Origin of the sequence: Bacteroides togonis, assembly GCF_900130135.1 — a bacterium.
GTDB classification, from domain to species: domain Bacteria; phylum Bacteroidota; class Bacteroidia; order Bacteroidales; family Bacteroidaceae; genus Bacteroides; species Bacteroides pullorum.
Genome location: NZ_LT670820.1, coordinates 3,873,930 through 3,900,443 on the forward strand (window position 1 = coordinate 3,873,930; position 26,514 = coordinate 3,900,443).

A 26,514-nucleotide genomic window follows, 5' to 3' on the forward strand; every position below is an offset into this window, starting at 1 on the left:
CGCCAATCACCAACCGTCCGTTTCATATTTCCAACTGGTTCTTCACCAGTCTGTAGTACTGCCCTCCCCTTGCTATCAGTTCCTCGTGCGTACCCTGTTCGCTGATGCGTCCACGATCTATCACCACTATCTTGTCGGCATGGCGCACGGTACTCAGGCGGTGGGCCACCACCACCGAAGTCCTTCCTTCAAAGAAGCGTTGCAGGTTCTCCATGATACGCCGTTCGTTGTTGGCGTCCAGCGCATTGGTCGCCTCGTCGAAGAAGATGAATTCCGGATCCTTATACACCGCCCTCGCTATCAGGATACGCTGCTTCTGCCCTTGGCTCAGTCCATGCCCCTCACTGCCGATGCGGGTATTGTATCCCAGCGGCAGGCCGTCAACAAAGTCATCGATGCAGGCCATCTGCGCCGCCCGGCGAAGCCGTTCCTTGTCGATGTGTTCCACTCCCGGAGCAATATTTCCCGCAATGGTGTCCGAAAAGATGAACCCGTCCTGCATCACCACCCCGCACCGTTTCCGCCATTCCCTCACGCTGTAGGCCTCCAGCGGCACATCGCCCAGCATGATGCTGCCCGACGCAGGCGGATAGAAACCCAACAGCAGTTTCACCAGCGTTGTCTTCCCGCTGCCGCTCATGCCTACGATGGCCGTCTGTTTTCCTGCCTCCACCCGCAGGCTGATACGGTCCAGCGTAGACGTCTCGGCCAGCGGGTCGTACTTGAAGCACAGGTTCTCCATCCGCAGGTCCTGCCCGCGAGGTATGTCGTGCACGGTTTCCCGTCCGGCCGGTTCCTCGTCCGGTTTGTCGCGCACCTCGCTCAGGCGGTTCATGCTCAGGCGGGCGTCCTGCATATCCCTCGCAAAACCTATCAGTTCGTTCACCGGGCTGTTCAGCTGCCCGATGATGTATTGCACCGACATCATCATGCCCAGCGTCATGTCGCCCTGCACCACGAAGCTGGCCACCAGCCCCGTGATGATTACGTTCTTTGTCTGGTTGATAAGCACCGCGCCCGAATCCTGATACTGCCGCAGGGCCAGGCTTCGGATGTTCACCCGGAACAGGCGTGCCTGTATCCGTTCCCACTCCCACCGTTTCTGTCGCTCGCACGCGCTCAGTTTGATTTCCTGCATACCCGTCACCAGCTGTACCACGCTGCTTTGGTTGGCGCTCTGCTGGGCAAAGCGCTTGTGATCCAGCTCCGCCCGCTTCTTCATGAACAGCCACACGTAGGCCACGTAAAGCGCGCTGCCTGCCATGAAGATGAAAAACACCAGCGGGCTGTAGAGCAACAGCACCACCCCGAACACCACAATGTTGAACGTGGAGAACACCACGCTCAGGCTACTGCCCGTCAGGAAGTTCTGGATGCGGGTGTGGTCATTGATGCGTTGCAGGATGTCGCCCGTCATCTTCGTGTCGAAGTAGCCCATAGGCAGGCGCATCAGTTTAGCCAGAAAGTCGGAGATAAGGGCAATATTGATGCGTGTGCCCAGATGGAGCAGAATCCATCCGCGGATAAACTCCACCGCCGCGCTGCTGAAGGTCAGCGTCAGCTGTGCCACCAGCACTAGCCAGATGAAACCCAGATTCTGGTTGTTGATGCCGAAGTCCACCACGCTCTGTGTCAGGAAAGGCTGCATCAGCTGTATCCCGCTGCCCAGCAGCAGCCCCAGCAGCAGTTGCCCCACCAGTTGTTTGTAAGGCCGCAGATACGAGTACATGAAGGCGAATCCCTTCCGGTCCATCTCCCCCTCGTCGTCGTCCTCCTGTGCATAAAACTCCGGAGTAGGCTCCAGCAGCAACGCCACGCCCATATCCAGCCCGTCCTTCTTCGCGCTGAGCCAGCAGCGGCAGAACTCCTCCCGTGTATATTTCAGTTTCCCCGCCGCCGGATCGGCCACCCACACATGCCGACCGTCCATGCGATACACCACCACGAAGTGCTGCTGGTTCCAATGCACGATGCACGGCAGGGGCGCTTCCCTCAGCCGTTCGTAATCCACCTGCACGCACAGGCTCCGCAACCCGATGCGTTCAGCCGCCTCGCTGATACCCAGCATTGACACTCCCTCGCGGGTCAGGAAACTCTTTTCGCGTAGTCCTTCCAGCGAGTAGCGTTTGCCATAGTGGGCGGCCACCATACGCAGGCAGGTAGGGCCGCAGTCCATTTGGTCGTGTTGGATGTAGTGAAGAAAGGATTTCATTTCGTCATCAGACTATCCATTGTTTGCATCAGTTCATCACCACGTAAATCTTTAGCGATGATACGTTGGTTCTTATCAAGAAGCAAATTCTTCGGAATAGAATGCACTCGCATTCGTTTCATATTTTGTGTAGGTTGTCCGTTGGGATACGTACCGATTACATGTACAAAGTTTCCGGTATCATCTTTATCAATAGCTGCCTGCCAGGCTTTTCTATCCGTATCCAAAGAAATGGCATAAACAAGTAACCGCTTACCATATTGCTTTTGAACTTTCTTTATATTAGGCATTTCCTTTCTACAAGGCACACACCAACTTGCCCAAAAATCTATCAGTACAAAATCCTCAGCACGATGATCAGTAGTAAATTCATTTCCCATAGCATCTGGAAAAGACAAAATCAATTCATCGCCAATCTTTTGAGGATAAAATAGGATGTCTTTCCTTTTTTTCCTTAACTCCTGTATACGCAAAGAACATTTTCGGGCTTCTGTAGTTGCAGGTAAGCCCTTTTTCTTATGCATATACTCTTGAATCAAGCCTGACGTAGAAAACTTTAAAGCAATTTGCTCTAATATATCACCAACTTCCTTTGAATAAGAACGAAAATCAATCTTCAGGCAAACGGCCATTTCATAAGCTTCTTCCGCCACATCAGCATTCAACAGCATCGTACGCCGTTTTTCAAAGGTATTTCTTTCCAAACGTTGTGCTTCCTCTGCTTTTTTCTCTTGATACAATGTTCCGATTTGCCGTAAATATTCCGATCTTTCTTCCAGAAAATCGTGTAAACGGTTATTTAAAGAACCACCTTGCTCGGCTCTTTTAAAGATGGAAACATCACCATCCTCTTCACACACAGTTATCCCCAAACTGGAATTCGGTTCTATCGCCAACTGCATATTGAGTGGTCCTTGTTTCTCAAAAAGAATATTCACGGCTTGGGCTTCTGGAATATATGTTTGCAATTGGACAACATGCTCTCCTTGGGCAACAAATACAGAATCGAAAATCGTACATTCATTCCCGGAAACCCAGTCCTTATAACCATGTAAATAAACCCACTGACTTTCACTACAAACATAATCGTCCAAATACAGCTTTAGAATAGCAGTTTCACCTTCATTGCTTTTTATTTGTGCGTAAATGGGGAAACACAATAAACCCATCCATAGCGTAAGGAAAAAAGCTCTAATAAAATCTTTCATTGCTTCTAGAGAACATTAAAAAGGAATGCATATACATTTGAATACGCCTTTAACAAACTCTTCGGTAATCAAAACATAATGCATTCCTTTATGTATAAGTCATATTATGCAGGTTCGCAAATAGTAATACCACCTAAAGACTGATAAGTCAACTCACGTTCAACGTCTCTTTGCGTATACTCATCACCAACAGTAACTGTACGTGGAACTCGATCTCCATCTGCATATCCTGTAACACAATTGAATGTTTTACTTCCGCCAGCAATCGCATTCATTTGAGCCTTGCCCAATTCAAACGCCTTAAAAGAATTTAAGTTTTTCATAATTCTCAAAATTTAATGTCATACACTATTTATTTTCGGACTTTATTTCAGGCTGAAATCCAAGAACAGCCGTTGTCTTCGCGAAAAACAATATCTTTATGTCAATACATATTTCAAGTCCTGTATCTCATACACGTCCGGTATCGGACGGTTGCCCACCACGGACACGTTCTATTCGCCAATTCGATTATATTGTATAGTGGAAAAAATCCCATTTTATCAGACATTCCCATCCGTGGCATCATTTATAATACTATCCAACACCACTTTCAATTGTGAATAATCGCTCGGCCTTGGCAAGTTCACATTCAGGATTTTTCCATTAGGACTGATTAATACATACCGAGGAATATCAAAACGTTCCGAACTATAGATTTCTTTCGTAATATTTTTCACTAAGGCTGCGGAAGCCATCAAATGGAATCCCTCCAACTTATAATGTTCAATGCAGTTCATCCAAGCCTTTTCTTGCTTCTTTGTGTCCATAGATATATATACAGTTTCTACATTCTCATAGCTCTTCATTATATTTTTCACTTGATCCTTGTAGTCGAACTCGGCACGACATGGCATACACCAACTTGCCCATAGGTCAATGTACAGATATTTCCCCTGTAACTCTTGCAAACTACTGAGTTGAGACAAGCAATTTATCGGTTCATAAATTAAATGCCAATTTACAGAAGTTTCATTATCGGAATCTGTTTTTTCTCGAATTCTTTGGTTAATAATGCCTGCATATTCACTCTCGGGGAATTTTTCATTGAAGAACTTTTTCAATTTAGTTAAGTCCATTTCCCCTGTATTGTATTTTAATTGTACCAAACACGCATGTCCTAATAAAGCCGGTTGCATTTCTGGCGATGCAAATAGGTACTTCGTATATGGGCCACACATATCTGAATCATATTCTTCCGGACACTTTTTATCCTTGTAATAATGTCCATAGTATCTCCACACATAAATATTAGAAGGATACTTAAGTAAATCATAAGAAACAGGTAACTTTTCATATATACAATCAACCATTCCTTGTATTTCAAGACTGTCTTTTACTGTCAAGGACTTATTCTTCTGTTTTTCAGAAAAAGCATAATCTAAAAAAGAAACAATATCGCTATTAATATACATATATATTTCTTTTTCAAGGATGTCTGAAAATTCTTTTGAAATCTCTGCATCAGACAACATATTATGTATCCTCAAAAAAAGAAAAGAATAATTCAATTCATTCTCTAACGACCTAAAAGCAGAATACAAATTTCTTTTGCCATCAATATATTCTCTAAAAACGTTTTGCATTTTCAAATAATTATCAATATCTGGCTCTTTCTCAAAATTATCATAATAATATTGCAATCCATTACAATTATCTCCCTGAAAGGTCAAACTCTGTTTTTTCAAAATTATCGTCACAGAATCATTCGGACATAATAACACATTGCACGATCGTTGATATTGTGGAAATCTACACAATATAAATACAGATTTAGAAATTTTCATTTTGAAGCGAAATGCCTTTCCACCTTCAGCCATACCCCGTTCAGCTATAACTTTATCATTATACCCTCCATCTATAGGTTTATAAATGAGCACTTCACAAGGTTTATCTGCAATAAAAGTCACATTCGCCTCATTTGCAAACGCCTCTTCTACAAAGAGCACAATTATCAACAAAAAATAGCACAAATACCTCATAACTTATGTTTAACAAAAACGTATCATTGCTAGTATTTCAAGATTCTTAAATCGCTCTAAAATTAAAAATGAATCCACGTCATTAAGGGCATACGAAAAAAGGAATTAAGGCCTTATTTACCAGACCTTATTCCTTATTCCATATTGTTTCTATTAATCATATCAAACAATCACAGGCGTACAAGCCCACCCAGCAAGTCCACATTTTCGTCCTGCAGTTTTTTCTAAATCTTCATAAGTAGTTCCTTCAACTTGAAAAATAAGAGAAGTACCTCCACAATGGCAATTTTGAACCACTCCTCCTTTAAGGTTATTCATTTCAACCTTTGTCAACTCAAATTTCAAAAATTTGTTTTTCATACCTGAAATTCAATTTACAAAACATTACACTTTTATTACTTCAAACCTTTACGCATTCTGAATTATGATCTCCACACCATTGTTGTACATCATCCAGAACATCTAACATCGTATCACCTGCTAGAATAAATATTTCATTACTTTGTGCACAACGACAAGCGGCAATCACTCCACCTTTAAGTTTACTCATTGCTTCTTTGGAAACTTGAAATTCTTCAAATTCTTGTACCATTCGCTTACATATGTATCAATAATAATAATAGTTATTCCGGACTTTATTTCAGGCTGAAATCCAAGAACAGCCGTTGTTTTCGCGAAAAACAATATCTTTATGTCAATACATATTTCAAGTCTTGTAACTCATACGCCTCCGGCATCGGACGGTTGCCCACCACAGCCCAAGGGGTACGATTCCATCCTTGCTCCACACAATAGAGTTGCTGACGCTTCCACTGTTCCACATCTTCCGCTACAGGCGGTACGGCATCCGGCGGTAACTGCCCCGTCCGAAACCAAGCACCCAACACATCCAACGCCTGCCTCCATCCGCGAACACGACCGGTGGCAATCACCGTCTGCGCTACCCGCTGCCCCATCGCATCGTAAGGGAACGTCAACAGAAGCAACGACACCGGTACACTTGCCGACAAGACCTCCAATTGTGGATGGACACGGGCACAATTCCGGCAAGTGGGGTTAGTCACAAGCAGCAGCCGCTCCGTCCCCTCCACTCCGTTGCACAAGCACAAGCCATCGGGAGGCGGGTTGCCTACCACAGGCTCCAACGCCTGCAATGCCCGAAACGCCTGCGGACTGAGCAGACCCGCCCAACGGACCTGATACCGCTGATACAATCCCTCGGCATGTAACCACGTTCCGACCTGCAGCCAAAGGCTCCAACTGATGCCTGCCGACAAACCTAACACGACCACGGTACCCCACGAAGGAAACGAACCGGCATCGGCCTGCCACAACCGGTACAAAGGCAGCATGCCCAGCCATATCACCCCATCCACAACCAAGCAAAGCATACACCCCTTTCGGACGACAAACACCTGATACGCCAACGAATAGAAAGTGAAAGCCAATGCGCCAACCCCACACACCGCCACAACCGTCCACCCTCCCGCAGGCGAAACCAACACAAACAGCAGCAACGTCAGAAAATAGAACAACGACCATTCGCCTAACCCCACGCCCGCCAAACGACTGCCCCTGGACTGCAACACCGCGTTGCAATCCACCGCCTTGCCGATGTGGCAGAAACGGTGCAGGAAATTACGGTCGGCCGTTTCTTTATAGAGGATAGCAGAGGCAACCAACACACCCGCACACAACGTGGACCGATAGAAAGCCTCCATCGGTGAAGATGCCCAACCGACAACAAGCACCGTGGCCAGCATCCACGCTGCCAACAGGCTGTAACGACGAATCCAATAGGCTACGTTCCAAATGTGGAAGAACCTGTCCTGCCGGGTGTATGCCGTCACTTCACCCACCAGTACACCGCCCGTCCAAGTACGGAGAAACGCTTCGCGATCCACCCGTATCCGCCTGCCGCGTGTGTACACTGTCAACATGGTACCGTGCAACCGCTCTACCAGACAAAAAGGTTCTTCTGCCTGCCGGGTCACCGCAATGAACGGGGCTTCCAGTTGACCGAAGTATTCCGGCGGAAGCTGATAGGCGGCATTCCGCACTTCCAATCCGTCCAACGCGTCGCTCAGCCCCCGCATGCTGTTGCCCAACGGATGGGCAAGCAGGCGGGCGACTGTACCACGGTCTACCCGTACGGAAAGCATCCGCAGGTAGCGGTAGAGTAAAGAAGCGGTATGGGTATCAACGGACATATAAATGCAAAGTTAAAGCCGGGTTATAACGTAAATTCTCCTTGCAACCACTCATCCTCCGACACTATGTCAAGCTGATAAGTACCGCCAGCACAATAACTCAAGTCAATCTCCGCAAACCCACAAACCGTCTGCGAAGCGACTTCTTCTCCTGTAGACAGGCTGGTAACACGAACGATAAAAATACCGGGCAGTTCGCCAAGGTCTACACTAACCACCTTATCATATAAACAAGCGTAAGCAGTGGGCTGTACAAGGGAATAAGTTACTTTATCCTTTGTATCTTTAACATGCAAGGGAATTTTCTTTTTTTCCGATTCCTCCGTATCCGTCGTCGTGGTAGTCGAAGAAGTATTTCCATCCTTAGCATAGAAGGGCAGCGTGCCCATCCATAAAGAAATTAAAAATAGAATCAATGCTTTCATTTGTTAACTATGTTTTTGCTTTTAATACCCCAAAATTAGCCTATTGAAAGCACCGGATTTGTGGAATTTTTGTGGAATTTTCGGGTTTCCACAAATTTTTTTTAGGTGGAGAAGGTGTGGAACGGGGCTATTTGATGCTTTTCAACACCTTTTCCAGCTTTTCGTCGCCCGCTTCGGGAAAACAATGATGCAAAATGCGTTTCTGCCGCTTGTACACACCAGACCGGTCTTTTTCCAGCAGGACGGCAATCTCCTGGGTGGACCATCCCAACAGATGAAGCCCGCAAAAGCGGAGGTCGTTCTCCGAAAGCGAAGCCTTCTTCTTCAGGCGGGCGATGAATCCATCGGTATAAAGGTCTATGTAATGAAGCAGCTGGTCCTGATCTTCCACGGTGAAGTGTTCCTCATAGTCCGCATACGATTTATAATGAGCCAGGATACGTTTAGCTTTGGCGTACGGTTCCGTCTCCTGCAGACAAGCCGACAGGTTGTCGAAGTTGAACGCCGACTGTTCCTCCCGTTCCGCAGGAGGAGGCAGAAGCCTCACTTCCGGTTCGGCCGCCGACGGTTCTGCGGACAAGAGTATCCAATGTTCCTGCCACCAGTACTTCATCAACGTATCCATCTGCCTGCGGCGGCGTTTCCGCTCCCTGATCCGCCATCCCAACAACAGCACAATACAAACAGCCAATACACCAATCGCCGCCAAACAAATCAGAATCAGCCGCTTCATTTGCGCCTGTTCCTGCTGATGTGCCTGATCCTGTTCCGTTAATCGGATCTCGGCCACCTGCTGTGCCCGCCCGGCAAGGTCATATTCCGCCTGCTGATATTTTTTCTGATACATCAATGCTTTTTCCACATCTCCCAGTTCTTCGGCAATATCAGCCAAACGCATATAGGCTGCCGAACGAACAGCCAGAGAAGGACGGCACACAACCGTCTTTTCAAGCCAAATCGTAGCTGAATCGTAACGGTTCAACTGATAATAGGCTTCACCTATCAGCAAACTGGACATATAGCTCTGTGTGGTATCCGGTTCCAACTTCCAAGCCTCCTGAGCATATCGCAAGGCCTGTTCTCCATCTTCCATATAACTATACAGCAGACTCAAAGTCTCTATACAACTAATCCTATTTTTTAGGAACTTTTTGTGCTGAGCCAATTTATAAGCCTTCAGCAACTGTGTTTCCGCTTCTTGATAACAATCTTCACCTTTGGCTATCAGATGAACACTCCGCCTGTCCAAAATTTCCAGCCACAATGCTGTATCGGCCACTTGCACAGCTACCTGTTCCGCTTGCCTATAGAGGGAATCGGCCTGCGGATACATCCCCTGGCTGTGATAGATATAAGCCATGCGGCCATACGTCCGCCCCAGCCACCAGGTATTTCCACATTGTTCCATCAGTGCCTTTACCCGCTGGAAGATGTCCAACGCTTGCCCCGCCTGCCGATGATTCTGATAAAGGATGCAGCCACGGTTGTACTCGCCACGCGCCTCCCAAAAGACATCGCCCGCCCGATGGAAATAGCCGATGACCGGCCACAGCAATGAGTCGCTGGCCGGCATCTGTCCGTTACGGCACTCCGCCTCCACCGTCAGCAACCGATGGCGCATGCGGTCGCCCTCCTCCAGGTCCGAGGGGGAGATGCCCTGCAACAGGCGGAGGGCACTGTCGGGGTACAGGTCCATCACACGGTCGGCTTCGGCCATCCGTCGGGAATAGTCGGCATGGGTGCAGGCGGTCCACAACAAGACTGCCAGCAGGCACAAGGGATAGAGGGGCTTCATCGTATTATCAACAAGTAGCATAGCGCGTGCAAACATACAAAAAAATCAGCAGATTGACTTCGTAGAAGAATGATTTCAAGAATATTCGGTCGGAAAAATGTATTATACATCAAAATATTCGGTCAGAAAAATGCGTATATCCCATTAAAGTTCGGTCGGAAATATGTATTTTTGCATCGGGATCATCAGAAATACAAGGATTATGCATAGAAACATCATTGAGCAACTAAAAGTCTGGAAAAACAAAAAAGGCCGGAAGCCTCTTGTATTGGCCGGAGCACGTCAGGTGGGGAAAACTTACATCCTTAAACATTTCGGAGAACAAGAGTTCGCCAATGTCGCTTATATCAATTGTGACAACAACGAACTGGCCAGAAATCTGTTTTCGGAAGATTACGACATGCGGCGTATCTTGTTGGCCATCGGCGCCATTACCGGGCAGAGTATCGAAGCCGGTAAGACATTGATTATTCTGGACGAAATACAGGAAGCACCGCGCGGTTTGTCGGTCTTGAAGTATTTCTATGAGAACGCACCGCAATATCATGTTGCCGTGGCAGGTTCACTGTTGGGAATAGCCATGCACCGGGGAGAATCTTTTCCGGTTGGCAAAGTGGACGTATTGCACATCTATCCCATGACCTTTGATGAGTTTCTGTTGGCCAAAGGAAAGAAACAAATGGTTGACATCCTACGGGCCAAGGACTGGGCTACTGTCAAGCTTCTCAAAAACGAGTATGTCAAGTCTTTGAGAGAGTATTACTTTGTGGGAGGAATGCCGGAAGCTGTGGCTGAGTTCGTATCATCAAATGATGCCAGGAAAGTAAGGACGGTACAAAACAACATACTCTTTACCTATCGGCAGGATATGTCAAAACATGTATCCGCCTCGGAGGCTAACCGCATAGGTATGGTCTGGCAGTCGATGCCTTCCCAACTTGTAAAGGAAAACAAGAAATTCATCTATGGCGTTGTCCGTCCCGGTGCACGGGCCAAGGATTTCGAGGCAGCCATTCAGTGGCTGCTGGATGCAGGTCTGGTGTACAAGGCCGAAAGAATTTCCCAACCCAAGATTCCATTGAAATTCTATGCCAACATCTCTGCTTTCAAACTGTTCCTTTTGGATTGTGGACTGCTGGGCGCCATGAGTGAAACACCGGCAGAAAGACTGTTGATTGCCGACAACGGCATGGAGGAAGCCAAAGGCGCATTTACGGAAAACTATGTCATGAGCCAGCTGACAGCCACATGCGAAAGTTCTGTATTCTACTACAGCAACGATGCAAAACTGGAGATTGATTTTATCATACAGCATGGCAGCGACATCGTTCCGATAGAAGTAAAGGCGGAGGAAAACCTGCGTTCAAAATCCTTAGCTTGTTTTGTCGCTGCCAATAAAGGGTTGCACGGCCTCCGTTTTTCCATGTCCGATTACCGCAACCAGGATTGGATGACCAACGTTCCGCTATATGCCGCCTCCATTCTGTTTCGAGATAACTGAAACACGTATTTGAGGCATTGGGTATATGTATCCATCATTAGCGCGCCAAAGTCCATAGTTAGCGCGCTAAAGTAGATAGTTAGTTGCCTAAAGTCCATAGTTAGCACCGAAGACCTGCCATGTTGCCGAACAGAAGTGAACGAAGTTTGTCCGATTCCGGCTTCACGCTTTCACAACAAGCCAAACAAGCTAAAAATCAAATATTTACAGTGAAAGATAAGGTTTCACGAAGGTGAAACATGAACTAAAATACAACTTGGGCGTATTCTTCGCTCAGTTTGTGTATTTGACACAAAATCTGATTTTCCCGTTCCTTCGACGGTTTCTTGAAACCGTTGATATAATTACGCAAAAGGGTGGCGTTTATCCCGACAAGTCTCGCAAATTCGGACACATTAATTTCCTTATGCAGAAGGAAGAACCGTTGCAATTTGGTAGGTTCCGCATCTTCGTATTCAAAGCTCTCAAAGCTTACATCCACATCAAGCGTACGCCAATGTATCCCGACTACACTCATCGTATAATCTTCCCTTTCCGCTTCGTTTGCCTGCATCAATCCGGGATACCATAGCAAGGATTGACGATAGGTCTTCCCATTGTCCCCCAGACCATAAAGATATTCACCATCAAACCATATTCTCGTAATCTTCATTGTCAGCCTCCTTTCCAAAATACTTGTTCCAATGCCTAATGATTATATCGCTATTTTCCTCTATCATCATGCCTATTCTCTTCAAATCCTGAGCCTTGATTCCGTGTTGTTCGTAGAAAACAAACTCGTTTCCATCCCATACATATTTCGCCATGCCGTCTTTTCCTACAACATGCACATGTATCGGTTCATGTTCGCGACTAAAAAACATGAACGAAAATCCAAAGGCTCTGAATATTTCCGGCATACCCTAATTCGCTTTTATCACAAGACAAATATAGGTATTATTTACGATACCTCCAAACGGCAGAACAAGTTTCAACGCAACATTCTAATATACAAGCGAATACGGTGAAACTTCACCGGAAGAAAGTCGTCAAAAGCGTTGTTTCACAGCAATTTAATTTTTCAAACACCCAATAGGAACAACATAAACTCCATCTGTCCGCCTGTAAGCAAAGTCACCTACACCGGTCAATACCATACAAAATGCAGGTGCTTTCATTCGGGAGGTATCAATAATATTAGCAAGTGCGATTAATGTCTTTGCGCCTTCTTCAATAAGTTTGTCTCCGCCTAATTTTATTTCAACAAGACCATACGACCCATTACGCAAATGCACCACCGCATCACATTCCAAACCATTTTTGTCTCTATAATGATAGACCGATCCATCCAAAGCATCTGCATAAACACGAAGCTCCCGGATACACATCGTCTCAAAAAACAATCCGAAAGTATTCAGATCATTAATCAAGTCATTAGGACCAAGTCCTAAAGCAGCTACTCCCACCGAAGGATCGACATAATACCTTGTGTCGGATGTGCGTACCGCGGTTTTACTTCTTAAATTAGGATTCCATGCAGGCATATCCTCTATAACAAATATTTTTCGCAAAGCAGTAAGATATGTTCCTACCGTTTCATCGCTAACCTCTTCCGTCTCATTTGTTGATATATCCGCAAGAATTGTTGCAATACTAGCCTGTGAACCTTGATGTCGGGCATATGACCTCATGATTCTCTTTGCCCGCTCCTCGTTTCTTTTCACATTATCAACTCGCGATATGTCACTGCTTGTAATGGCTTTATAATATTCCGCTGCTTGCAGCAATGCTGCCTTTTCCGATTTTTTAGCCAAAGATTTAGGCCACCCGCCACGGCAAACAACAAATGCAAGCATTGGTAATGTAAGTTTATTTAAAGCACCTATTTTGTCCGGCGCAAGAAACAAATCTGACAAACTGATTTCACCGGTAGATTCACCAGATTCCCACAGAGTCATAGGGCGCATGGTAAGCCATCCATATCTTCCAGTTCCTGTGTGATGTATTTCTTTAGCATCAACAGGTACGGCAGACCCTGTAAGCATGAATTGCCCGTCTTCATCTCTATGATCCACCTCAAACCGAATGGCATCCCAAAACTGAGGAACTTGTTGCCATTCATCAATCAGGCGTGGAGTTTTTCCTTCAAGCAAAAAACGGATGTTAGTCTATGCCATCTGTTTATATTGTTCTTGTTTGGCTGGGTCATCCATATAAATGATGCTCTTAGCCTGTTGTTCAGCCGTAGTGGTTTTACCACAAGCCTTGGGACCCTCTATTAAAACAGCCCCCATTGCTTCTAATTTATCACGCAATAATTTATCTGCTATTCGATTTCTATATTCCATGAATACTTAGTTTTTGCAAAGATACGGGAATCGTCTGAAAATCAAACAAATCATAATACAAATTTGGCAATTTGGCGGAAAATCGTTTGGTAATTTGGCGTAATTTCGTTTGGCAATTTGGCAAATCAAGATTATTTCCATCCCAAGGAAGATCGTACCATTCTGGCCTCACGCTTTCAAAACAACTGCAACACACAAACAATCAAGAATTTGCTTGAAAGGCAGGAAAAGTCACGGAGGTGAAACATGAACCAGCAGGCAAGTTTCAACACAACATTCTAATATACAAGCGAATACGGTGAAACTTCACCGGAAGAAAGTCGTCAAAAGCGTTGTTTCACAGCATCGGTCAGCCTTTGCGATAGTGGAGCACCACGCCGTTTTCGCGACGGAAAGCCCGATCGGCCACCTGACGCAGACGGTCGGCTGTGACGGCACGATAGTTGTCTACCTCGCGGTTGATGTCGTCGGCCTGCCCCGCCAGTTCGAACCAGGCGAGATTGGTGGCTACGTTCAGGTAATTCATATTACCAAATATCTGGGAAGCCTCAAACTTGTTTTTCACCTTCTCCAGTTCCGGCTCGTCTACCAGCTCCCGACGGAGCAATTCCAGTTCGGCACGGACGGCGGCCTCGGCTTCGTCGAGGGAAACACCCGGCGAGGGCTTGCCGCTGATGTGAAGCAGACCGGCATCGCGGCTGCCGGAAATGTAGGCGTCGATGCTGGAGAAGAGTTTGCGCTCCTGCACCAGGCGGAGGTTCAGGCGGCTGGAGCGGCCGTTGGAGAGAATATCGGACAGAATGTCGAACGCGTAATAGTCGGGATCGTCGCGGCGGCACATGTGGAAAGCCATGAAGAGCGCGTCGAGGGGAACGGGACGCTCCACGCAGAGGCGGCGTTCTTCGGTCTGCTCAGGTTCCTGCGGCAAGCGGCGTTCGGACACTTCGCGACGGGGGATGGGGCCGAACCATTTCTGCGCAAGGCGCACGGTTTCTTCCCAACCGATGTTGCCCGTGACGGCCAGCACGGCATTGTTGGGCGCATAGTGGCGGTAGAAGAAGTCCTTCACCTCGTCGAGCGTGGCCTGTGCAATGTGCTCCAGCTCCTTGCCGATGGTGGGCCACTGATAGGGATGGACACGATAGGCCAGCGGACGGATGAGATGGCCCACGTCGCCGTAGGGCTGGTTGAGGCAACGCTGCTTGAACTCCTCCATCACCACCGCACGCTGTACCTCCAGGCTGCGCTCGCTGAAGTCGAGGCCCAACATGCGGTCGGACTCCAACCAGAAGCCCGTCTCCACGTTTGCCTTGGGCACGGTGAGGTAATAGTTGGTGATGTCGTTGTTCGTCCAGGCGTTGTTCTCGCCACCCGCCAGCTGGAGCGGCATGTCATAGTCGGGGATGTGCAGGGAGCCTCCGAACATGAGGTGTTCGAAGAGGTGGGCAAAGCCGGTGTGCCGGGGATGCTCGTCGCGTGCACCGACATCGTAAACGATGTTCAGCGCCACCATCTGCGTGCTGGCATCCTCGTAGTGCACCAGTTTCAGGCCGTTGTCCAGTGTCAGTCGGTTAATCTTGAACATACCCAGCTCTCCCCCAGACCTTTCAATCCAACACTTCGACCTTGATGATCTTCACGTCTTCCTCGGGACGGTCGTTGCGGTCGGTCTTCACCCGCTGGATCTTGTCGACCACTTCCATGCCTTCCAGCACTTCGCCGAAGACGGTGTATTCGCCGTCCAGATGGGGTGTACCGCCCACGGTGGTGTATGCCTTCACCTGCTCGGGTGTAAAGCGGAACTCGGGCTGGCCGGCCAGCTGCTTCTCTACCTGCGCAATCAGGGTGTCCTGCAAGTTCATCAGTCCTTCCTGATCGCCTGCCTTGCGCATCTTGTAGATGTCCTTGGCATGCTTGGAGGCCAGCGTGTTGAACAGGTTGTTGAAGCGCATCTGGTTCATCTGCTGCTCCATGCCCAGCAGGGTGGAATCGCTATAAACCTTGCCGGTCACGATGTAGAACTGGCAACCCGACGAAGCTTTCTCAGGGTTGACATTGTCTCCCTGGCGGGCAGCGGACAGGGCGCCTTTCTTATGGAAATACTTGGGATAGACAAACTCGGCAGGCACGGTGTAGCCCACGTCGCCCGACCCCAGCATCTGCCCCTTGGCAGCGTTCTTCGACTCGGGGTCGCCTGCCTGGATCATGAAGTCCTTGATGACACGATGAAAGAGGGTGCCCTCGTAGGTACCGTCCTCGGCCAACTTGATAAAGTTATCACGGTGTTTCGGCGTTTCGTTATACAATTTCACCACGATGTCGCCGGCGGTGGTCTCAATCTTCAGTCTGGTTTCTTCGCTCATGTTTCTGGCTTTTTTCTCTGACTTGCAGGCCACAAGGCAGCAAGCCAGTATGGTTAATAATACAAATGAAATCCTTTTCATTCTATCTTTTTGTTTAATTTAAGTCTGCAAATATACTAAAATCAGCCAAAACCACTTACCTTTGTAACATTAAAATAAAATTCAGGCTATGAAATCTATATTAATAGTAGAAGATGACATCACTTACAGCATGATCCTGAAGACATGGCTCACGAAGAAAGGTTTTCAGGTACAATCGGCCAGCAGCATCGCGCGTGCCCAGAAAATGGTCGAATCGGATGCCATAGACCTGATATTGTCGGACCTCCGCCTACCCGACCGCGACGGCATCGACCTGCTGAAGTGGATGAGGGAACAGGGACGACAGACACCACTGATCATCATGACCGGCTATGCGGACATCCAGTCGGCCGTACAGGCCATGAAGCTGGGAGCGCAGGACTATGTGGCCAAGCCCGTCAACCCCGACGAACTGCTGAAGAAAATGGAGGAAGCGCTGAAGACTCCCCTACGGGAGGCAGCCGCCAAGCCACAGGAAGAAGCTCCGGCCAAACCGGCGCATGCCCCAACCGAACCGGCGTCGGACTTTCTGGAGGGAGAAAGCGATGCCGCCAAGCAGCTCTACAACTACGTGAAACTGGTGGCGCCCACCAACATGTCTGTACTCATTAACGGTGCCAGCGGCACGGGCAAGGAGTATGTGGCTCACCGCATCCACCAGCTGAGCAAACGTGCCCAATATCCGTTCATCGCCATCGACTGCGGTGCCATCCCCAAGGAACTGGCAGCCTCCGAGTTCTTCGGCCATGTGAAGGGAGCCTTCACCGGTGCCCTGACCGACAAGACGGGCGCCTTCGTAGCGGCCAACGGCGGTACCATCTTCCTGGACGAAATCGGGAACCTGAGCTACGAAGTACAGATACAGCTGCTCCGCGCCCTGCAGGAACGCAAGATACGCCCCATCGGCTCGAACAAGGAGATACAGGTGGACGTGCGTCTGGTGTCGGCTACCAACGAAAACCTGGAGCAGGCCATCGAACGCGGCCACTTCCGTGAAGACCTGTACCACCGCATCAACGAGTTCACCCTGCGCATGCCACAACTGAAGGACCGCCACGAGGACATCCTGCTCTTCGCCAACTTCTTCCTCGACCAGGCCAACCGCGAAATGGACAAGCATCTGACGGGATTTGACGAAGCGGCCTCCAAGGCCCTGACCGAATATCATTGGCCGGGCAACCTGCGCCAGATGAAGAACATGGTGCGCCGCGCTACCCTGCTTGCTACAGGAAAGTTCATCACCATGAACGAGCTCTCCGACCTGCAGCAGACGGCCAACACGCCAACCGCCAACATATCCCTGCGCAACGAAGAAACGGAAAAACAGCACATTCTGGAAGCCCTACGCCAGACCGGCAACAACAAAAGTCGCGCGGCCCAGATGCTGGGAATCGACCGCAAGACGCTATACAACAAACTGAAACTTTACAACCTGTCGGACTCATTGTAGAATAAAAGTGGGGAAATATTCCCCACCCGACTCCACACATCCACAACCTTTTCCACACTTCCCCTCCAGCCAGCCAGAACCTAACAGGCTGTTTATCAAAAGTATAAGAAAACAGTATGTTTTCTGGCACACTATTTGAGCCTTTCTACATGTAAGCAAACGCTTGCTTGAACAGACTAACTTAAACCTAAACAATATATATATACTCAAAAGCAAGTGAAAGTAAAACGTTAGTATTGTAGCAGCCCTGTTTATGTTTGTTTGTGGAGAGCTCTCTTTGGCACACTTCCCTTCAGGAAGTTGCCAGGAGAGCTAAATTCAAAAAACCGAAGATTTTCAGCCCTACTATTCATCGGTCATGAAACAATCCATCCCCATCAAACTAAACATCTGCCCAAGTTGCTGAACAACAGTAAGCCACTAACAAGAAAAAAGCCGCCCCGTCTTGTCTATTCTGGGGGCGGCTTTTTCTTTTTTATCGTTTTGACGTTTCTCTACGCTTACCAATGACGTTCGGGATACAGGTCGTTCCACCATTCGGGGCTGTCCTGCAACCACTTGGCAAACCAGGCCATAATGGAGTTGTGCCACTGGACACGTTTGTCGTAGTCGGCAATAAAGTGGTTCTCACCATCCACGGTAATAAATTCCACCGTCCGGTCCAGAATCTTCAACGCATTGTACAGCTGGATGCTCTCGCCGATGGGCACATTGGTGTCGGCCGTACCGTGCAGGAGCAGCAGGGGCGTATGGATCTTGTCGGCATTGAACAGGGCGCCGTGCTTGGTAAAGAGGTCGGGCTGCGACCAGGGATAACTGCCTGCGGCAGCAATGGCGTTGTAGGAATAGCCCCAATAGCCTTCACCCCAGTAGCTGGTGACGTTGCTGATGCCGGCATGCGAGGCGGCAGCGGCAAAGATGTCGGTCTTGGTCTGCAGATACATGGTCATGAAGCCGCCATACGAGGCACCCAAGCAGCCGATGCGCTTGGCATTGACAAACGGATGGGCCTCACAGAATTTCTTGGTACCCTCGATGATGTTGTCAGCCGTATAGTCGCCCCAGGCATTGACGTGGCGGGCAGAGAATTCCTGTCCGTAGCCGATGGTGCCGCTGGGCTGGATGACATAAACCACATAGTCGCGCGAAGCGAAGAGCTGCGGACTGTAGGGCGAGGTCATGCCACGCGTAGTGGGTGTAGTACCACCATAGTAGTAGACAATCAGCGGATATTTCTTCTCGGGATCGAAGTCGGGAGGCAGACACATCATGCCTTCAATTGTCGTGCCGTCCGAAGCCGTGAAGTTCCATTCTTCCATGCGGCCGAACTCAATCTTGTCCAGCGTCTTCTGCATCGGATTGGCCAGCAGCTTGGATGTCTGCTTCTTGCCGTCGTACAGATAGGCCACGCCGGTCGAGGTGTTGCCACCGCCTACATAGGCTGCCACCTGGGGAGCCTTGTCGGCCAGCGTAAAGGACGAAATGACATCTTCGGCCAGGGGGAGCATCTCGAACGTGCCTTTCTTCGGCGTATAGCGGTAGATGTGCTGGCAGTCCTTGTCGGTGGTATTGAAATAGATACAGCCGTCTGTACGGTTCCATTGCAGGAGAGACACCGACGGATTGAAGTCGCGCGTGATGGGCGTTATCTCCTTAGTAGTCAGGTCCATCAGGAAAGCCTGCGTGTCGAAGTCGTTGGCAATGGGATGCGAACCGCAGTTCTTGCCGATGCCGCCAAAGGCCTCGGGACTGCCGATCAGCACCAGCTGACGGTTGTCGGGCGAATAGGAGGCGGAGTTGAGGTAGGCGTCCTCACGCACCAGTGTGTCGGCCTTCATCGTGTTCAGGTCGATTTCGAACAGGGTGGTCAGGCTGTAGGGACACTTCGTGATGTTGGGTTTCGACGTGGTGCAGAGCAGCTTGGCGCCGTCCCAGGAAATATCGTTCAGGTAGACGGGACGCGAACCGTAGGTCAGACGCTCGGAAACGCCCGTCTTCAGATCGTACTTCACCAGATAGGAGCGGTTGCGCGAGCCGGGGATGCGGTCGTCGGGCATCAGCATGCGCTTCAGGGGGCCGCTCACCTTCTCGCCTTCGTCCGAGGACGAATAAATGAGGTAGTCTTCCGTGGGCGACCAGGTGAATCGTCCCTCCGGCAGGTTGGCCATCACCGTCTCCTCGCGCATGGTGGCGGGATCGAAGACAATCAAGTCGTTCTTTTCGTCACCCGTCACGGTATAGTAGAGCTTGCTGCTTACGGGCATCCAGCGGGCATTGGTGGGCACGTTGGGATGGATCATACGACCGGTCTTCACTTCGGTCAGCTCCTGCCACGTGCGCGAACGTTTGGTGGAGTAGTTGTCCCAATAATAGGTCAGCAGGTACTTGCCGTCGGGCGAGAGGGAAACGGAGTAAACTTTCCGTCCGAAGGCGGTATTGTAGAGCGACAGGCGGCGCTTCAGGTCGGGAGCCATGTGGAAGGGTACGTTCTCGAAGTCCTTATCGCCCTCGAAGGTGCACTTCAATACAGGTTCAGCCTTGTCGTCGGCCGAGGCAAGGAGCTTGATGACGATTTCGTTATCGGCTTCGGGCTCCAGACGCAGGCTGATTTCAGCGGGATGCACCTGCGAGAGGCTGTCCTGGGCAGCATCTTTCACATGCTTGGACACGCCGTTGACGAACACCTCGAAGCGGGCGGGTGAAGCCACCTTGAGCTTGCCCTTCATGAAGCGCTCGGCACGCAGGTTGGTAGCGAAGAGGTAGAGCAGATTGTCACGGTCGGCACGGGCTACACGGACATAGCCGGCGGTATCGGCCTCGACGCGGTCGTAAGTATAGGAGTCGAAATCCAAGTTCACTTTGGTTTTCAGCAGTTCCTTCATGGCAAACTTGTCGCCCGTGAAGTTGATGCTATCCCCCTGGAGGGGTGCCCGCAACGATACGGCGGGACGCAGGTAGAAAGCAGACGCCTGCTGTTGCTGCGCCTGCAGGGACATTCCTGCACAGAGCAGCAATGCCGGGAGTATCAGTCTTTTTTTCATAGAAAATCAGTGTTTTCAAAATACAGGTTTTACAAAGAACTTGTGAGGCTGCGCCACAGATTGTCCGACGGAACGGGAGCCACCACATCGATCAGTTCCTTCGAAACAGGATGGACGAAGCGCACACGGCGGGCATGCAGGCAGATACTGCCGTCGGGATTGGAGCGGGGAAAGCCATACTTCAGGTCGCCCTTGATGGGGCAGCCCATCTTGGCCAACTGACAACGGATCTGATGGTGGCGGCCCGTCTTCAGGTCCACCTCCAGCAGGCTGTAATTGTCCGAACGGGCGATGAGCCGATAGTGCAGGATGGCCTTCTTGCTGCCGGGCTTCTCGGTGTCGTAGGCGTAGCTCTTGTTCTGCTTCTCGTTGCGCACCAGGTAGTTCACCAGCTCGCCCTCGGTCTCGGCGGGCGTCTGCTTCACGATGGCCCAGTAGGTCTTCTTCACCTCGCTGTTCTTGAACATCTCGTTCAGGCGCAACAGGGCCTTGCTGGTCTTGGCAAAGACAACAAGACCACTCACAGGGCGGTCCAGGCGATGGGTCACACCGATAAAGACGTTGCCGGGCTTGTGGTACTTCTCTTTCAGATACTGCTTGACGGTTTCCGAAAGGGGCACGTCGCCCGTCTTGTCTCCCTGAACAATCTCCGAAGCGGTCTTGTTGACGATAATAATGTGATTGTCCTCGTAAACGACGGTCATCTCAATGCTGCATTACATGTTCATACCACCGTCGATCTGGATCACCTGACCCGAAACGTAGGACGACATGTCGGATGCCAGGAAGGTAGCCACGTTGGCCACGTCTTCGGGCGTACCGCCACGGCGCAAAGGAATCTTCTTGCACCATTCGGCCTTCACTTCGTCGGACAGGGCGTCGGTCATGGCTGTGATGATGAAGCCCGGAGCGATGGCGTTGGCACGGATGCCGCGTGAGCCGAGTTCCTGAGCGATAGACTTCGCCAGAGCAATCATACCAGCCTTCGAAGCCGAGTAGTTGGCCTGTCCGGCATTGCCGTGAACACCTACTACAGAAGCCATGTTGATGATGCTGCCGGCTTTCTGGCGCATCATGATGGGCGTACAGGCGTGGATGAAGTTGAATGCCGACTTCAGGTTCACGTTGATGACCATATCCCACTGCTGCTCGCTCATGCGCATCATCAGGCCGTCGCGGGTGATGCCGGCGTTGTTCACCAGGATGTCGATGCGGCCGAAGTCCTGATGGATGGCCTCTACCACCTTGGCCGTATCCTCGAAGTTGGCTGCGTTCGAAGCGTAAGCCTTGGCCTTCACGCCCATGGCTTCGATTTCTTTGGCAGTATTCTCGGCGTTCTCGTCGATTAGCAGGTCCGTAAATGCTACATTGGCGCCTTCAGCGGCGAACTTCAATGCGATAGCCTTACCGATACCACGTGCGGCACCAGTTACGATGGCTGTTTTTCCAGTTAATAATCCCATAATCGTATTGTTTAAAAATTAAAAGTATCTTTTCTTTGTCGTAAAACTATCTTTTCCGCTCCGTATCACAGTGCTTTCGGATCCTTGCGGTGCAGGGCGCCGAAGACGATGCGTGCCACGTACTTGTCGCGTGTGGCGTCGTCCAGATTGGCTCCGATCTGTCCGCGGATATAGGGCACCTCGATACCTTTCACACAATAGTGCACCAGCTCGGCGGTCATGTCGAGGTCGTCTATCTGAAAGACACCCGTCTCCATGCCCTCGCGCAACACGTCCTTGAAGAGCTGCACCTCTTTTTCGTCGAACCGCTTACGTGCCTTCTCCACCTTCCAGATGTCGCGGAAGAAGTCGGCACGGAGCGTACCGTTGCGGTAGACCACTTCCTTCACCACGTCCAGGCGGGTGTAGATCATCTCGAGCATCTTCTCGTCGGGCGAGATGTGCTTGTCGGCCACACGCTTCATCGTGTCCAGCAGGATGTCCAGCTGCGACTCGACCACGGCCAGGTAGATGTCCTCCTTGCTCTTGAAGTAGGTATAGAGCGTGCGTCGCCCTTTCTTCGAAGCGAGGGCGATGTCGTTCATCGTGGTGTTCTCGACGCCCATCTTCGCAAAAAGCTGACGGGCGACGTCCACTAACTGGGCTCTGGTCTTGGATAACGGCATGGTTTAATAATTGCACATTGCGTATTAATCTGTGCAAAAGTAAGACATTTCCCATTATCACACAAGAAATAAAAAAAATATCTGCCGAATATTTGTTTTTTCAAAAATAAGTCGTACCTTTGCACCCGAAATCAAGAACATCGCGGAGTGGAGCAGTTGGTAGCTCGTTGGGCTCATAACCCAAAGGTCGTAAGTTCGAGTCTTGCCTCCGCAACCAACAAAAAAAGGAATTGCAATCGCAATTCCTTTTTTCGTTTTATCCTCTCCTCCCGCTTATTCGTGCAGGAGGATTTCACTTGGATTCTTCATTTTCAGATTCAGCTTGGCATTCTCCGACAAAGGATTCCATAAAATACGACGGCATTCCTGTGGATCAGCCTGGAAGTCCACATTCCTCGAGCCGCTCAAGTATTCAGTATCGATGCGGAAGGAATCTGTTTCAACCTTGAAATTATACAGTCCGTCCAGATTCAGATACAAACGGTCCACCGAACCGCTGTTCAAACACAACTGACGCGACAAGGCAGACAGGGCACGGAAGTGGGAATTCTGCACAGATACCGTGGCAGGACCGTCGAAGAAATCAATGGCCAACGAATCGCGTTGCAAGTCCTGCAACTCTACCGCATCAAACACCTCTCCTTTCAAGTACTCAACGCTTTCGGGCAAGCGTAATTCCAAAGGCTCAGCCTGCAGGTTAAAATAGGAAGGTATTTTCCCTTGTGGCATTTTCTTCTTCAGCTTCTCGGGCGGAAAGCTGAACACAATGTCCAACGTATCTCCCTGCGATTGAAAGTCCATAAACTCCTCTATATCGGCCACATAAAAGAAGCTTCCAGTAGCAGTGTCTGCCGAAGTCACTTTCAGACGGATATTATTAACGGCCAAATAATAATTCAACTCGTCGTTGCCACCTTGTTTATGCAGCATTCTATCCATGCGGAATCTTATAACCTTACAGGCAGGCAACGGACGCATCCGCTCTTCCCCTTCCAGACGGACGGTCATGTCCGACGCACTTCCACTGTGCGTTCCCCAATAGATAATGGTGGCGCTCATACCAGCCAAAAGGGCCAGCAGTACACCCAATATAACATAAGTAGTTCGTTTCATAACTTGTTATTCTTTTCTTGATTCTTGGCATAATCGCGGTACATCGCCGCCAGTTCGGCATCGGAAATGCCCAGCGTGTACAGCTGTTTGAAAAAATAGTCGACCTCGTTCGTCAGGAACTGTTCCTTGCGCAGGGCGAGAATCCGCTCGCGGGCACCCGCGGCCACAAAGTAGCCGATGCCCCGCTTGTTGTAGATGATGCCCTGCGACTGGAGCTGGTCGAACGAACGCATCACCGTGTTGGCATTCACCTCCACCACGGCGGCATACTCGCGCACCGAGGGAATGCGGCCGTCTTCGGCAAACTTCCCCACCAGCACTTCGTCGCAGATGCGGTCGGCAATCTGCAGATAAATAGCTTTCGTATCTCTAAAATCCATACTTACCAACGATTAATGATTTCCGCTTCCTTCAAACGATAGTAGGCCGTCACCCAGCAGAAGATGGCAAAGGCGAACAAGAGGCAAGTGAACAGCGTCATCACCGTTTCTTCCTCCATGTCGGGACCATAAGGACCGAAAGTCAGCGACTTGACCAGCGAAACCAGTACGGCCATAAAGATGGAAATGACGACAATCAGGGCCGCCGTGGTCTTGATGAACGCATTCTTCGGCCACAAGGCGCTGCCCAGTACATAGGCGCTCTGGACGGCAAAGTAGAAGGAAAAACTAAAGAGCGTCCACCGTCCTGTACTGAAGAAATGAGGAAACAGGGTTTCATCTCCCAACCGTCCGTAGGGGAACGTCTGTATCACCTGAGTGAAGTCGGGATAGGCCAGCGAATAGACCAATACACGCGTCAGGTCCGCCAATACAAAAGCTACGGCATAGGCCAGCAGAAAGACCAGCGTATAAATGAACCAGCGGGAGAAGTACTTCTCGAACATCGTGGCCGGCAGCATCAGAGCCGAAATCCGACGGCGCTTGTCTTTCATGAATTCCATCACGAACGAGGCACTCAAAGCTCCCATGATAAAGATGAGGAAACATCCTACTCCAAACTGGGCACCCCAAACCGGGTCCCTGTATTGGGAATCCGACATTTGAAGTCTTTCCAGATAGAAAGTTGCATTGCGCGAATCCCAATGATATTCCAAATAGCCCATCCAGATGAATATGACAGCCAAAGCGCCATACATCACTACCAGCCGCAACACATTCGTCCGCCAGTTCTCCACCAAATCTTTCTGACAGTAATCCAGAAAACGCGGCATGCTGAAAAAACGATCACGCATCATCTCTCCTCCTCCACTTTAGAATGAAACAATTCCTTTATCTTCTCGGGGTCGGCCAATACAGCACCGAAGAGCAGCTCCAGGTTGAGCTTCGTCTCTACGCCCTCGCGGTTGGGCAGCAGCAGGCTGTTGCCTTGAACCGAAGGCAGTTTGTACAAGGCCTCCTCGGCCAGGGCGGGGCTGTCGCTCTCCACGAATGCCAGCCGTTCGGTCACGCGGGCGATAGACTCGTCGAGCAGCACGCGGCTGTTGTTCATAATCACCACATGGTCCAGCACATTGTCAATGTCTCTCACCTGATGGGTGGAGATTACAATCGTCCGCTCGTCCGACATGCCCGAGGCGATGAACTTACGGAACTGGCTCTTCGCCATAATGTCCAGTCCGTTGGTCGGTTCGTCCATCAGCAGCAGCGAGGTATGCGTGGCGAGTGCAAAACTCATGAACACTTTCTTCTTCTGCCCCATCGACAACCCACCCAAATGAATGTTCCAATCCATCTCGAACAAATGCAGGTAGGTCATCATGTCCTCCTTGCTGAAGTTAGGATAGAACGGGCTGTTCAGCTCCACAAACTGAACCAGCGAAACGGCAGGCAGATCAAATTCCTCGGGTACCAGAAATACATCCCGAAGCGTTTCGGGCAGGCGTCTCCGCATATCCACCCCATGATACATCACGCGGCCATGCTTGGGCGTCAGCAGTCCGCACATCAGATACAACAGAGTGGACTTGCCCACTCCATTTTTCCCCAGCAACCCATACACCCGGCCTTTCTCCAGGGAAAACGAAAAGTCCGACAACACCTCGGGCTTTCGGCGTCCATAACTGAACGAAATATTCTCTACTTGTAGCATAACATATTAATATTTGATGTTCCATCACCAGTATCCTCCTGAAATAACAGATTAAAGGCCTATCATCCGTATCATTTAAAGGATAATAGTGTATTAGATTAATAGTACACTGCAAATGTAGTAAAAGAAAACGTATGCACAAAAGAATAGGAAGAAATCTTCGCAAGAAAAATGAATTTTATACAGAAAGGCAGAAAACAGAAGCCAGGAATGCAACGAAGCACTGGATAAAAGAATGACGAAGTACAATATGAGGGTGCACCGAAGCACTGTGTGAGGACATCAGAAAGCACTGCATGAAGAACAGACAAAGCACTGCGTGGAGGCGTAACGAAGCACTGCATGGAAGAGATAGGGATTCTCCCGGCGGGCACAAAAACAAAGTCCCCCGCAACAGGATTGTTGCGGAGGACTTCTCAAGAAAACGGCGGCGACCTACTCTCCCACTGTTACGCAGTACCATCGGCGTGACCGGGCTTAACTTCTCTGTTCGGAATGGGAAGAGGTGGAACCCCGGTGCTATAGCCACCTGAATAAGGTTGACATGA

General features: G+C 49.7%; 23 protein-coding genes, 1 tRNA gene, 1 rRNA gene and 1 pseudogene. 3 read left to right on the plus strand and 23 right to left on the minus strand.

All coding sequences use genetic code 11. The features are described from left to right. Positions 1 to 22: 22 nt before the first annotated feature. The 9 genes from BQ8005_RS16400 to BQ8005_RS16440 form a co-directional block, all read right to left on the minus strand. Positions 23 to 2,212, minus strand: coding sequence for a peptidase domain-containing ABC transporter (locus BQ8005_RS16400; RefSeq protein ID WP_075318787.1), 2,190 nt, complete (start codon positions 2,210 to 2,212; stop codon positions 23 to 25). After that, on the minus strand, positions 2,209 to 3,420 hold the full coding sequence (locus BQ8005_RS16405; protein ID WP_075318788.1) for a TlpA family protein disulfide reductase: 1,212 nt from the start codon (positions 3,418 to 3,420) through the stop codon (positions 2,209 to 2,211). The genes BQ8005_RS16400 and BQ8005_RS16405 overlap by 4 nt, the downstream gene beginning before the upstream one ends. A gap of 104 nt (positions 3,421 to 3,524) precedes the next feature. After that, positions 3,525 to 3,743, minus strand: coding sequence for a hypothetical protein (locus BQ8005_RS16410; RefSeq protein WP_075318789.1), 219 nt, complete (start codon positions 3,741 to 3,743; stop codon positions 3,525 to 3,527). 219 nt (positions 3,744 to 3,962) lie between these two features. Next, positions 3,963 to 5,369, minus strand: a complete 1,407-nt coding sequence (locus BQ8005_RS16415) for a TlpA family protein disulfide reductase (protein ID WP_159436287.1) — start codon at positions 5,367 to 5,369, stop codon at positions 3,963 to 3,965. Positions 5,370 to 5,603: 234 nt separating this feature from the next. Then, positions 5,604 to 5,801, minus strand: a complete 198-nt coding sequence (locus BQ8005_RS16420) for a hypothetical protein (RefSeq protein ID WP_075318791.1) — start codon at positions 5,799 to 5,801, stop codon at positions 5,604 to 5,606. A gap of 40 nt (positions 5,802 to 5,841) precedes the next feature. Then, the gene (locus BQ8005_RS16425; protein ID WP_075318792.1) at positions 5,842 to 6,033 is read right to left on the minus strand and encodes a hypothetical protein; all 192 of its coding nucleotides are present in this window, start codon (positions 6,031 to 6,033) and stop codon (positions 5,842 to 5,844) included. 97 nt (positions 6,034 to 6,130) lie between these two features. Beyond that, on the minus strand, positions 6,131 to 7,651 hold the full coding sequence (locus BQ8005_RS16430) for a vitamin K epoxide reductase family protein (RefSeq protein WP_075318793.1): 1,521 nt from the start codon (positions 7,649 to 7,651) through the stop codon (positions 6,131 to 6,133). A gap of 23 nt (positions 7,652 to 7,674) precedes the next feature. Next, entirely contained in the window at positions 7,675 to 8,076 is a 402-nt protein-coding gene (locus BQ8005_RS16435; protein WP_075318794.1) for a DUF3244 domain-containing protein, read from the minus strand. Positions 8,077 to 8,203: 127 nt separating this feature from the next. After that, complete coding sequence (locus tag BQ8005_RS16440) at positions 8,204 to 9,871, minus strand: tetratricopeptide repeat protein (RefSeq protein ID WP_075318795.1); 1,668 nt, start codon at positions 9,869 to 9,871, stop codon at positions 8,204 to 8,206. Positions 9,872 to 10,073: 202 nt separating this feature from the next. On the opposite strand from BQ8005_RS16440, the gene BQ8005_RS16445 reads away from it, so the two are divergent. Continuing rightward, the gene (locus BQ8005_RS16445; RefSeq protein WP_075318796.1) at positions 10,074 to 11,372 is read left to right on the plus strand and encodes an ATP-binding protein; all 1,299 of its coding nucleotides are present in this window, start codon (positions 10,074 to 10,076) and stop codon (positions 11,370 to 11,372) included. Positions 11,373 to 11,616: 244 nt separating this feature from the next. Here the strand turns inward: BQ8005_RS16445 and BQ8005_RS16450 are convergent, their stop codons facing one another. The 5 genes and pseudogenes from BQ8005_RS16450 to BQ8005_RS16470 all read right to left on the minus strand — a co-directional run bounded on the left by BQ8005_RS16450 (position 11,617) and on the right by BQ8005_RS16470 (position 16,143). Beyond that, positions 11,617 to 12,024: a DUF2442 domain-containing protein gene (locus tag BQ8005_RS16450; RefSeq protein ID WP_021848753.1), complete on the minus strand. Its 408-nt coding sequence runs from the start codon at positions 12,022 to 12,024 to the stop codon at positions 11,617 to 11,619. Beyond that, positions 11,999 to 12,271, minus strand: coding sequence for a DUF4160 domain-containing protein (locus BQ8005_RS16455; RefSeq protein WP_075318797.1), 273 nt, complete (start codon positions 12,269 to 12,271; stop codon positions 11,999 to 12,001). The genes BQ8005_RS16450 and BQ8005_RS16455 overlap by 26 nt, the downstream gene beginning before the upstream one ends. A 153-nt stretch (positions 12,272 to 12,424) precedes the next feature. Continuing rightward, positions 12,425 to 13,699, minus strand: a pseudogene (locus tag BQ8005_RS16460) (ATP-binding protein). A gap of 349 nt (positions 13,700 to 14,048) precedes the next feature. Beyond that, on the minus strand, positions 14,049 to 15,284 hold the full coding sequence (locus BQ8005_RS16465) for a M16 family metallopeptidase (protein ID WP_075318798.1): 1,236 nt from the start codon (positions 15,282 to 15,284) through the stop codon (positions 14,049 to 14,051). A 22-nt stretch (positions 15,285 to 15,306) separates the two neighbouring features. Further along, positions 15,307 to 16,143, minus strand: a complete 837-nt coding sequence (locus BQ8005_RS16470) for a peptidylprolyl isomerase (protein ID WP_075318799.1) — start codon at positions 16,141 to 16,143, stop codon at positions 15,307 to 15,309. Positions 16,144 to 16,231: 88 nt separating this feature from the next. Here BQ8005_RS16470 and BQ8005_RS16475 point away from each other — a divergent pair, with 88 nt between their 5' ends. After that, the gene (locus BQ8005_RS16475) at positions 16,232 to 17,593 is read left to right on the plus strand and encodes a sigma-54-dependent transcriptional regulator (protein ID WP_075318800.1); all 1,362 of its coding nucleotides are present in this window, start codon (positions 16,232 to 16,234) and stop codon (positions 17,591 to 17,593) included. 500 nt (positions 17,594 to 18,093) lie between these two features. Here the strand turns inward: BQ8005_RS16475 and BQ8005_RS16480 are convergent, their stop codons facing one another. From BQ8005_RS16480 to BQ8005_RS16495, 4 genes are all read right to left on the minus strand, one after another. Then, the gene (locus BQ8005_RS16480; protein WP_075318801.1) at positions 18,094 to 20,634 is read right to left on the minus strand and encodes a S9 family peptidase; all 2,541 of its coding nucleotides are present in this window, start codon (positions 20,632 to 20,634) and stop codon (positions 18,094 to 18,096) included. 29 nt (positions 20,635 to 20,663) lie between these two features. Next, positions 20,664 to 21,338 (minus strand): RluA family pseudouridine synthase, encoded by a 675-nt coding sequence (locus BQ8005_RS16485; protein WP_075318802.1) that lies wholly within the window; start codon positions 21,336 to 21,338, stop codon positions 20,664 to 20,666. A gap of 12 nt (positions 21,339 to 21,350) precedes the next feature. Continuing rightward, positions 21,351 to 22,097, minus strand: coding sequence for a 3-oxoacyl-[acyl-carrier-protein] reductase (gene fabG / locus BQ8005_RS16490; RefSeq protein ID WP_075318803.1), 747 nt, complete (start codon positions 22,095 to 22,097; stop codon positions 21,351 to 21,353). 65 nt (positions 22,098 to 22,162) lie between these two features. Beyond that, positions 22,163 to 22,762 carry a TetR/AcrR family transcriptional regulator gene (locus BQ8005_RS16495; RefSeq protein WP_021847652.1) on the minus strand — a complete coding sequence of 200 codons (600 nt, stop codon included), beginning with the start codon at positions 22,760 to 22,762 and terminating at the stop codon, positions 22,163 to 22,165. Between the two features lie 141 nt (positions 22,763 to 22,903). Here BQ8005_RS16495 and BQ8005_RS16500 point away from each other — a divergent pair. Then, positions 22,904 to 22,979: transfer RNA gene (locus tag BQ8005_RS16500), tRNA-Met, on the plus strand. A gap of 56 nt (positions 22,980 to 23,035) precedes the next feature. On the opposite strand, the gene BQ8005_RS16505 is transcribed toward BQ8005_RS16500, so the two are convergent. The 5 genes from BQ8005_RS16505 to rrf all read right to left on the minus strand — a co-directional run bounded on the left by BQ8005_RS16505 (position 23,036) and on the right by rrf (position 26,499). After that, complete coding sequence (locus BQ8005_RS16505; RefSeq protein ID WP_075318804.1) at positions 23,036 to 23,875, minus strand: hypothetical protein; 840 nt, start codon at positions 23,873 to 23,875, stop codon at positions 23,036 to 23,038. Beyond that, entirely contained in the window at positions 23,872 to 24,255 is a 384-nt protein-coding gene (locus tag BQ8005_RS16510) for a GntR family transcriptional regulator (protein WP_075318805.1), read from the minus strand. Before BQ8005_RS16510 ends, BQ8005_RS16505 begins: the two co-directional genes overlap by 4 nt. A gap of 2 nt (positions 24,256 to 24,257) precedes the next feature. Further along, a complete protein-coding gene (locus BQ8005_RS16515) occupies positions 24,258 to 25,088 on the minus strand; it encodes a hypothetical protein (protein ID WP_159436289.1) in 831 nt (276 codons plus the stop codon). A gap of 20 nt (positions 25,089 to 25,108) precedes the next feature. After that, positions 25,109 to 25,966 carry an ABC transporter ATP-binding protein gene (locus BQ8005_RS16520; RefSeq protein WP_075318807.1) on the minus strand — a complete coding sequence of 286 codons (858 nt, stop codon included), beginning with the start codon at positions 25,964 to 25,966 and terminating at the stop codon, positions 25,109 to 25,111. Between the two features lie 422 nt (positions 25,967 to 26,388). Continuing rightward, positions 26,389 to 26,499: ribosomal RNA gene (gene rrf, locus BQ8005_RS16525) — 5S ribosomal RNA — on the minus strand. Positions 26,500 to 26,514 lie beyond the last annotated feature (15 nt).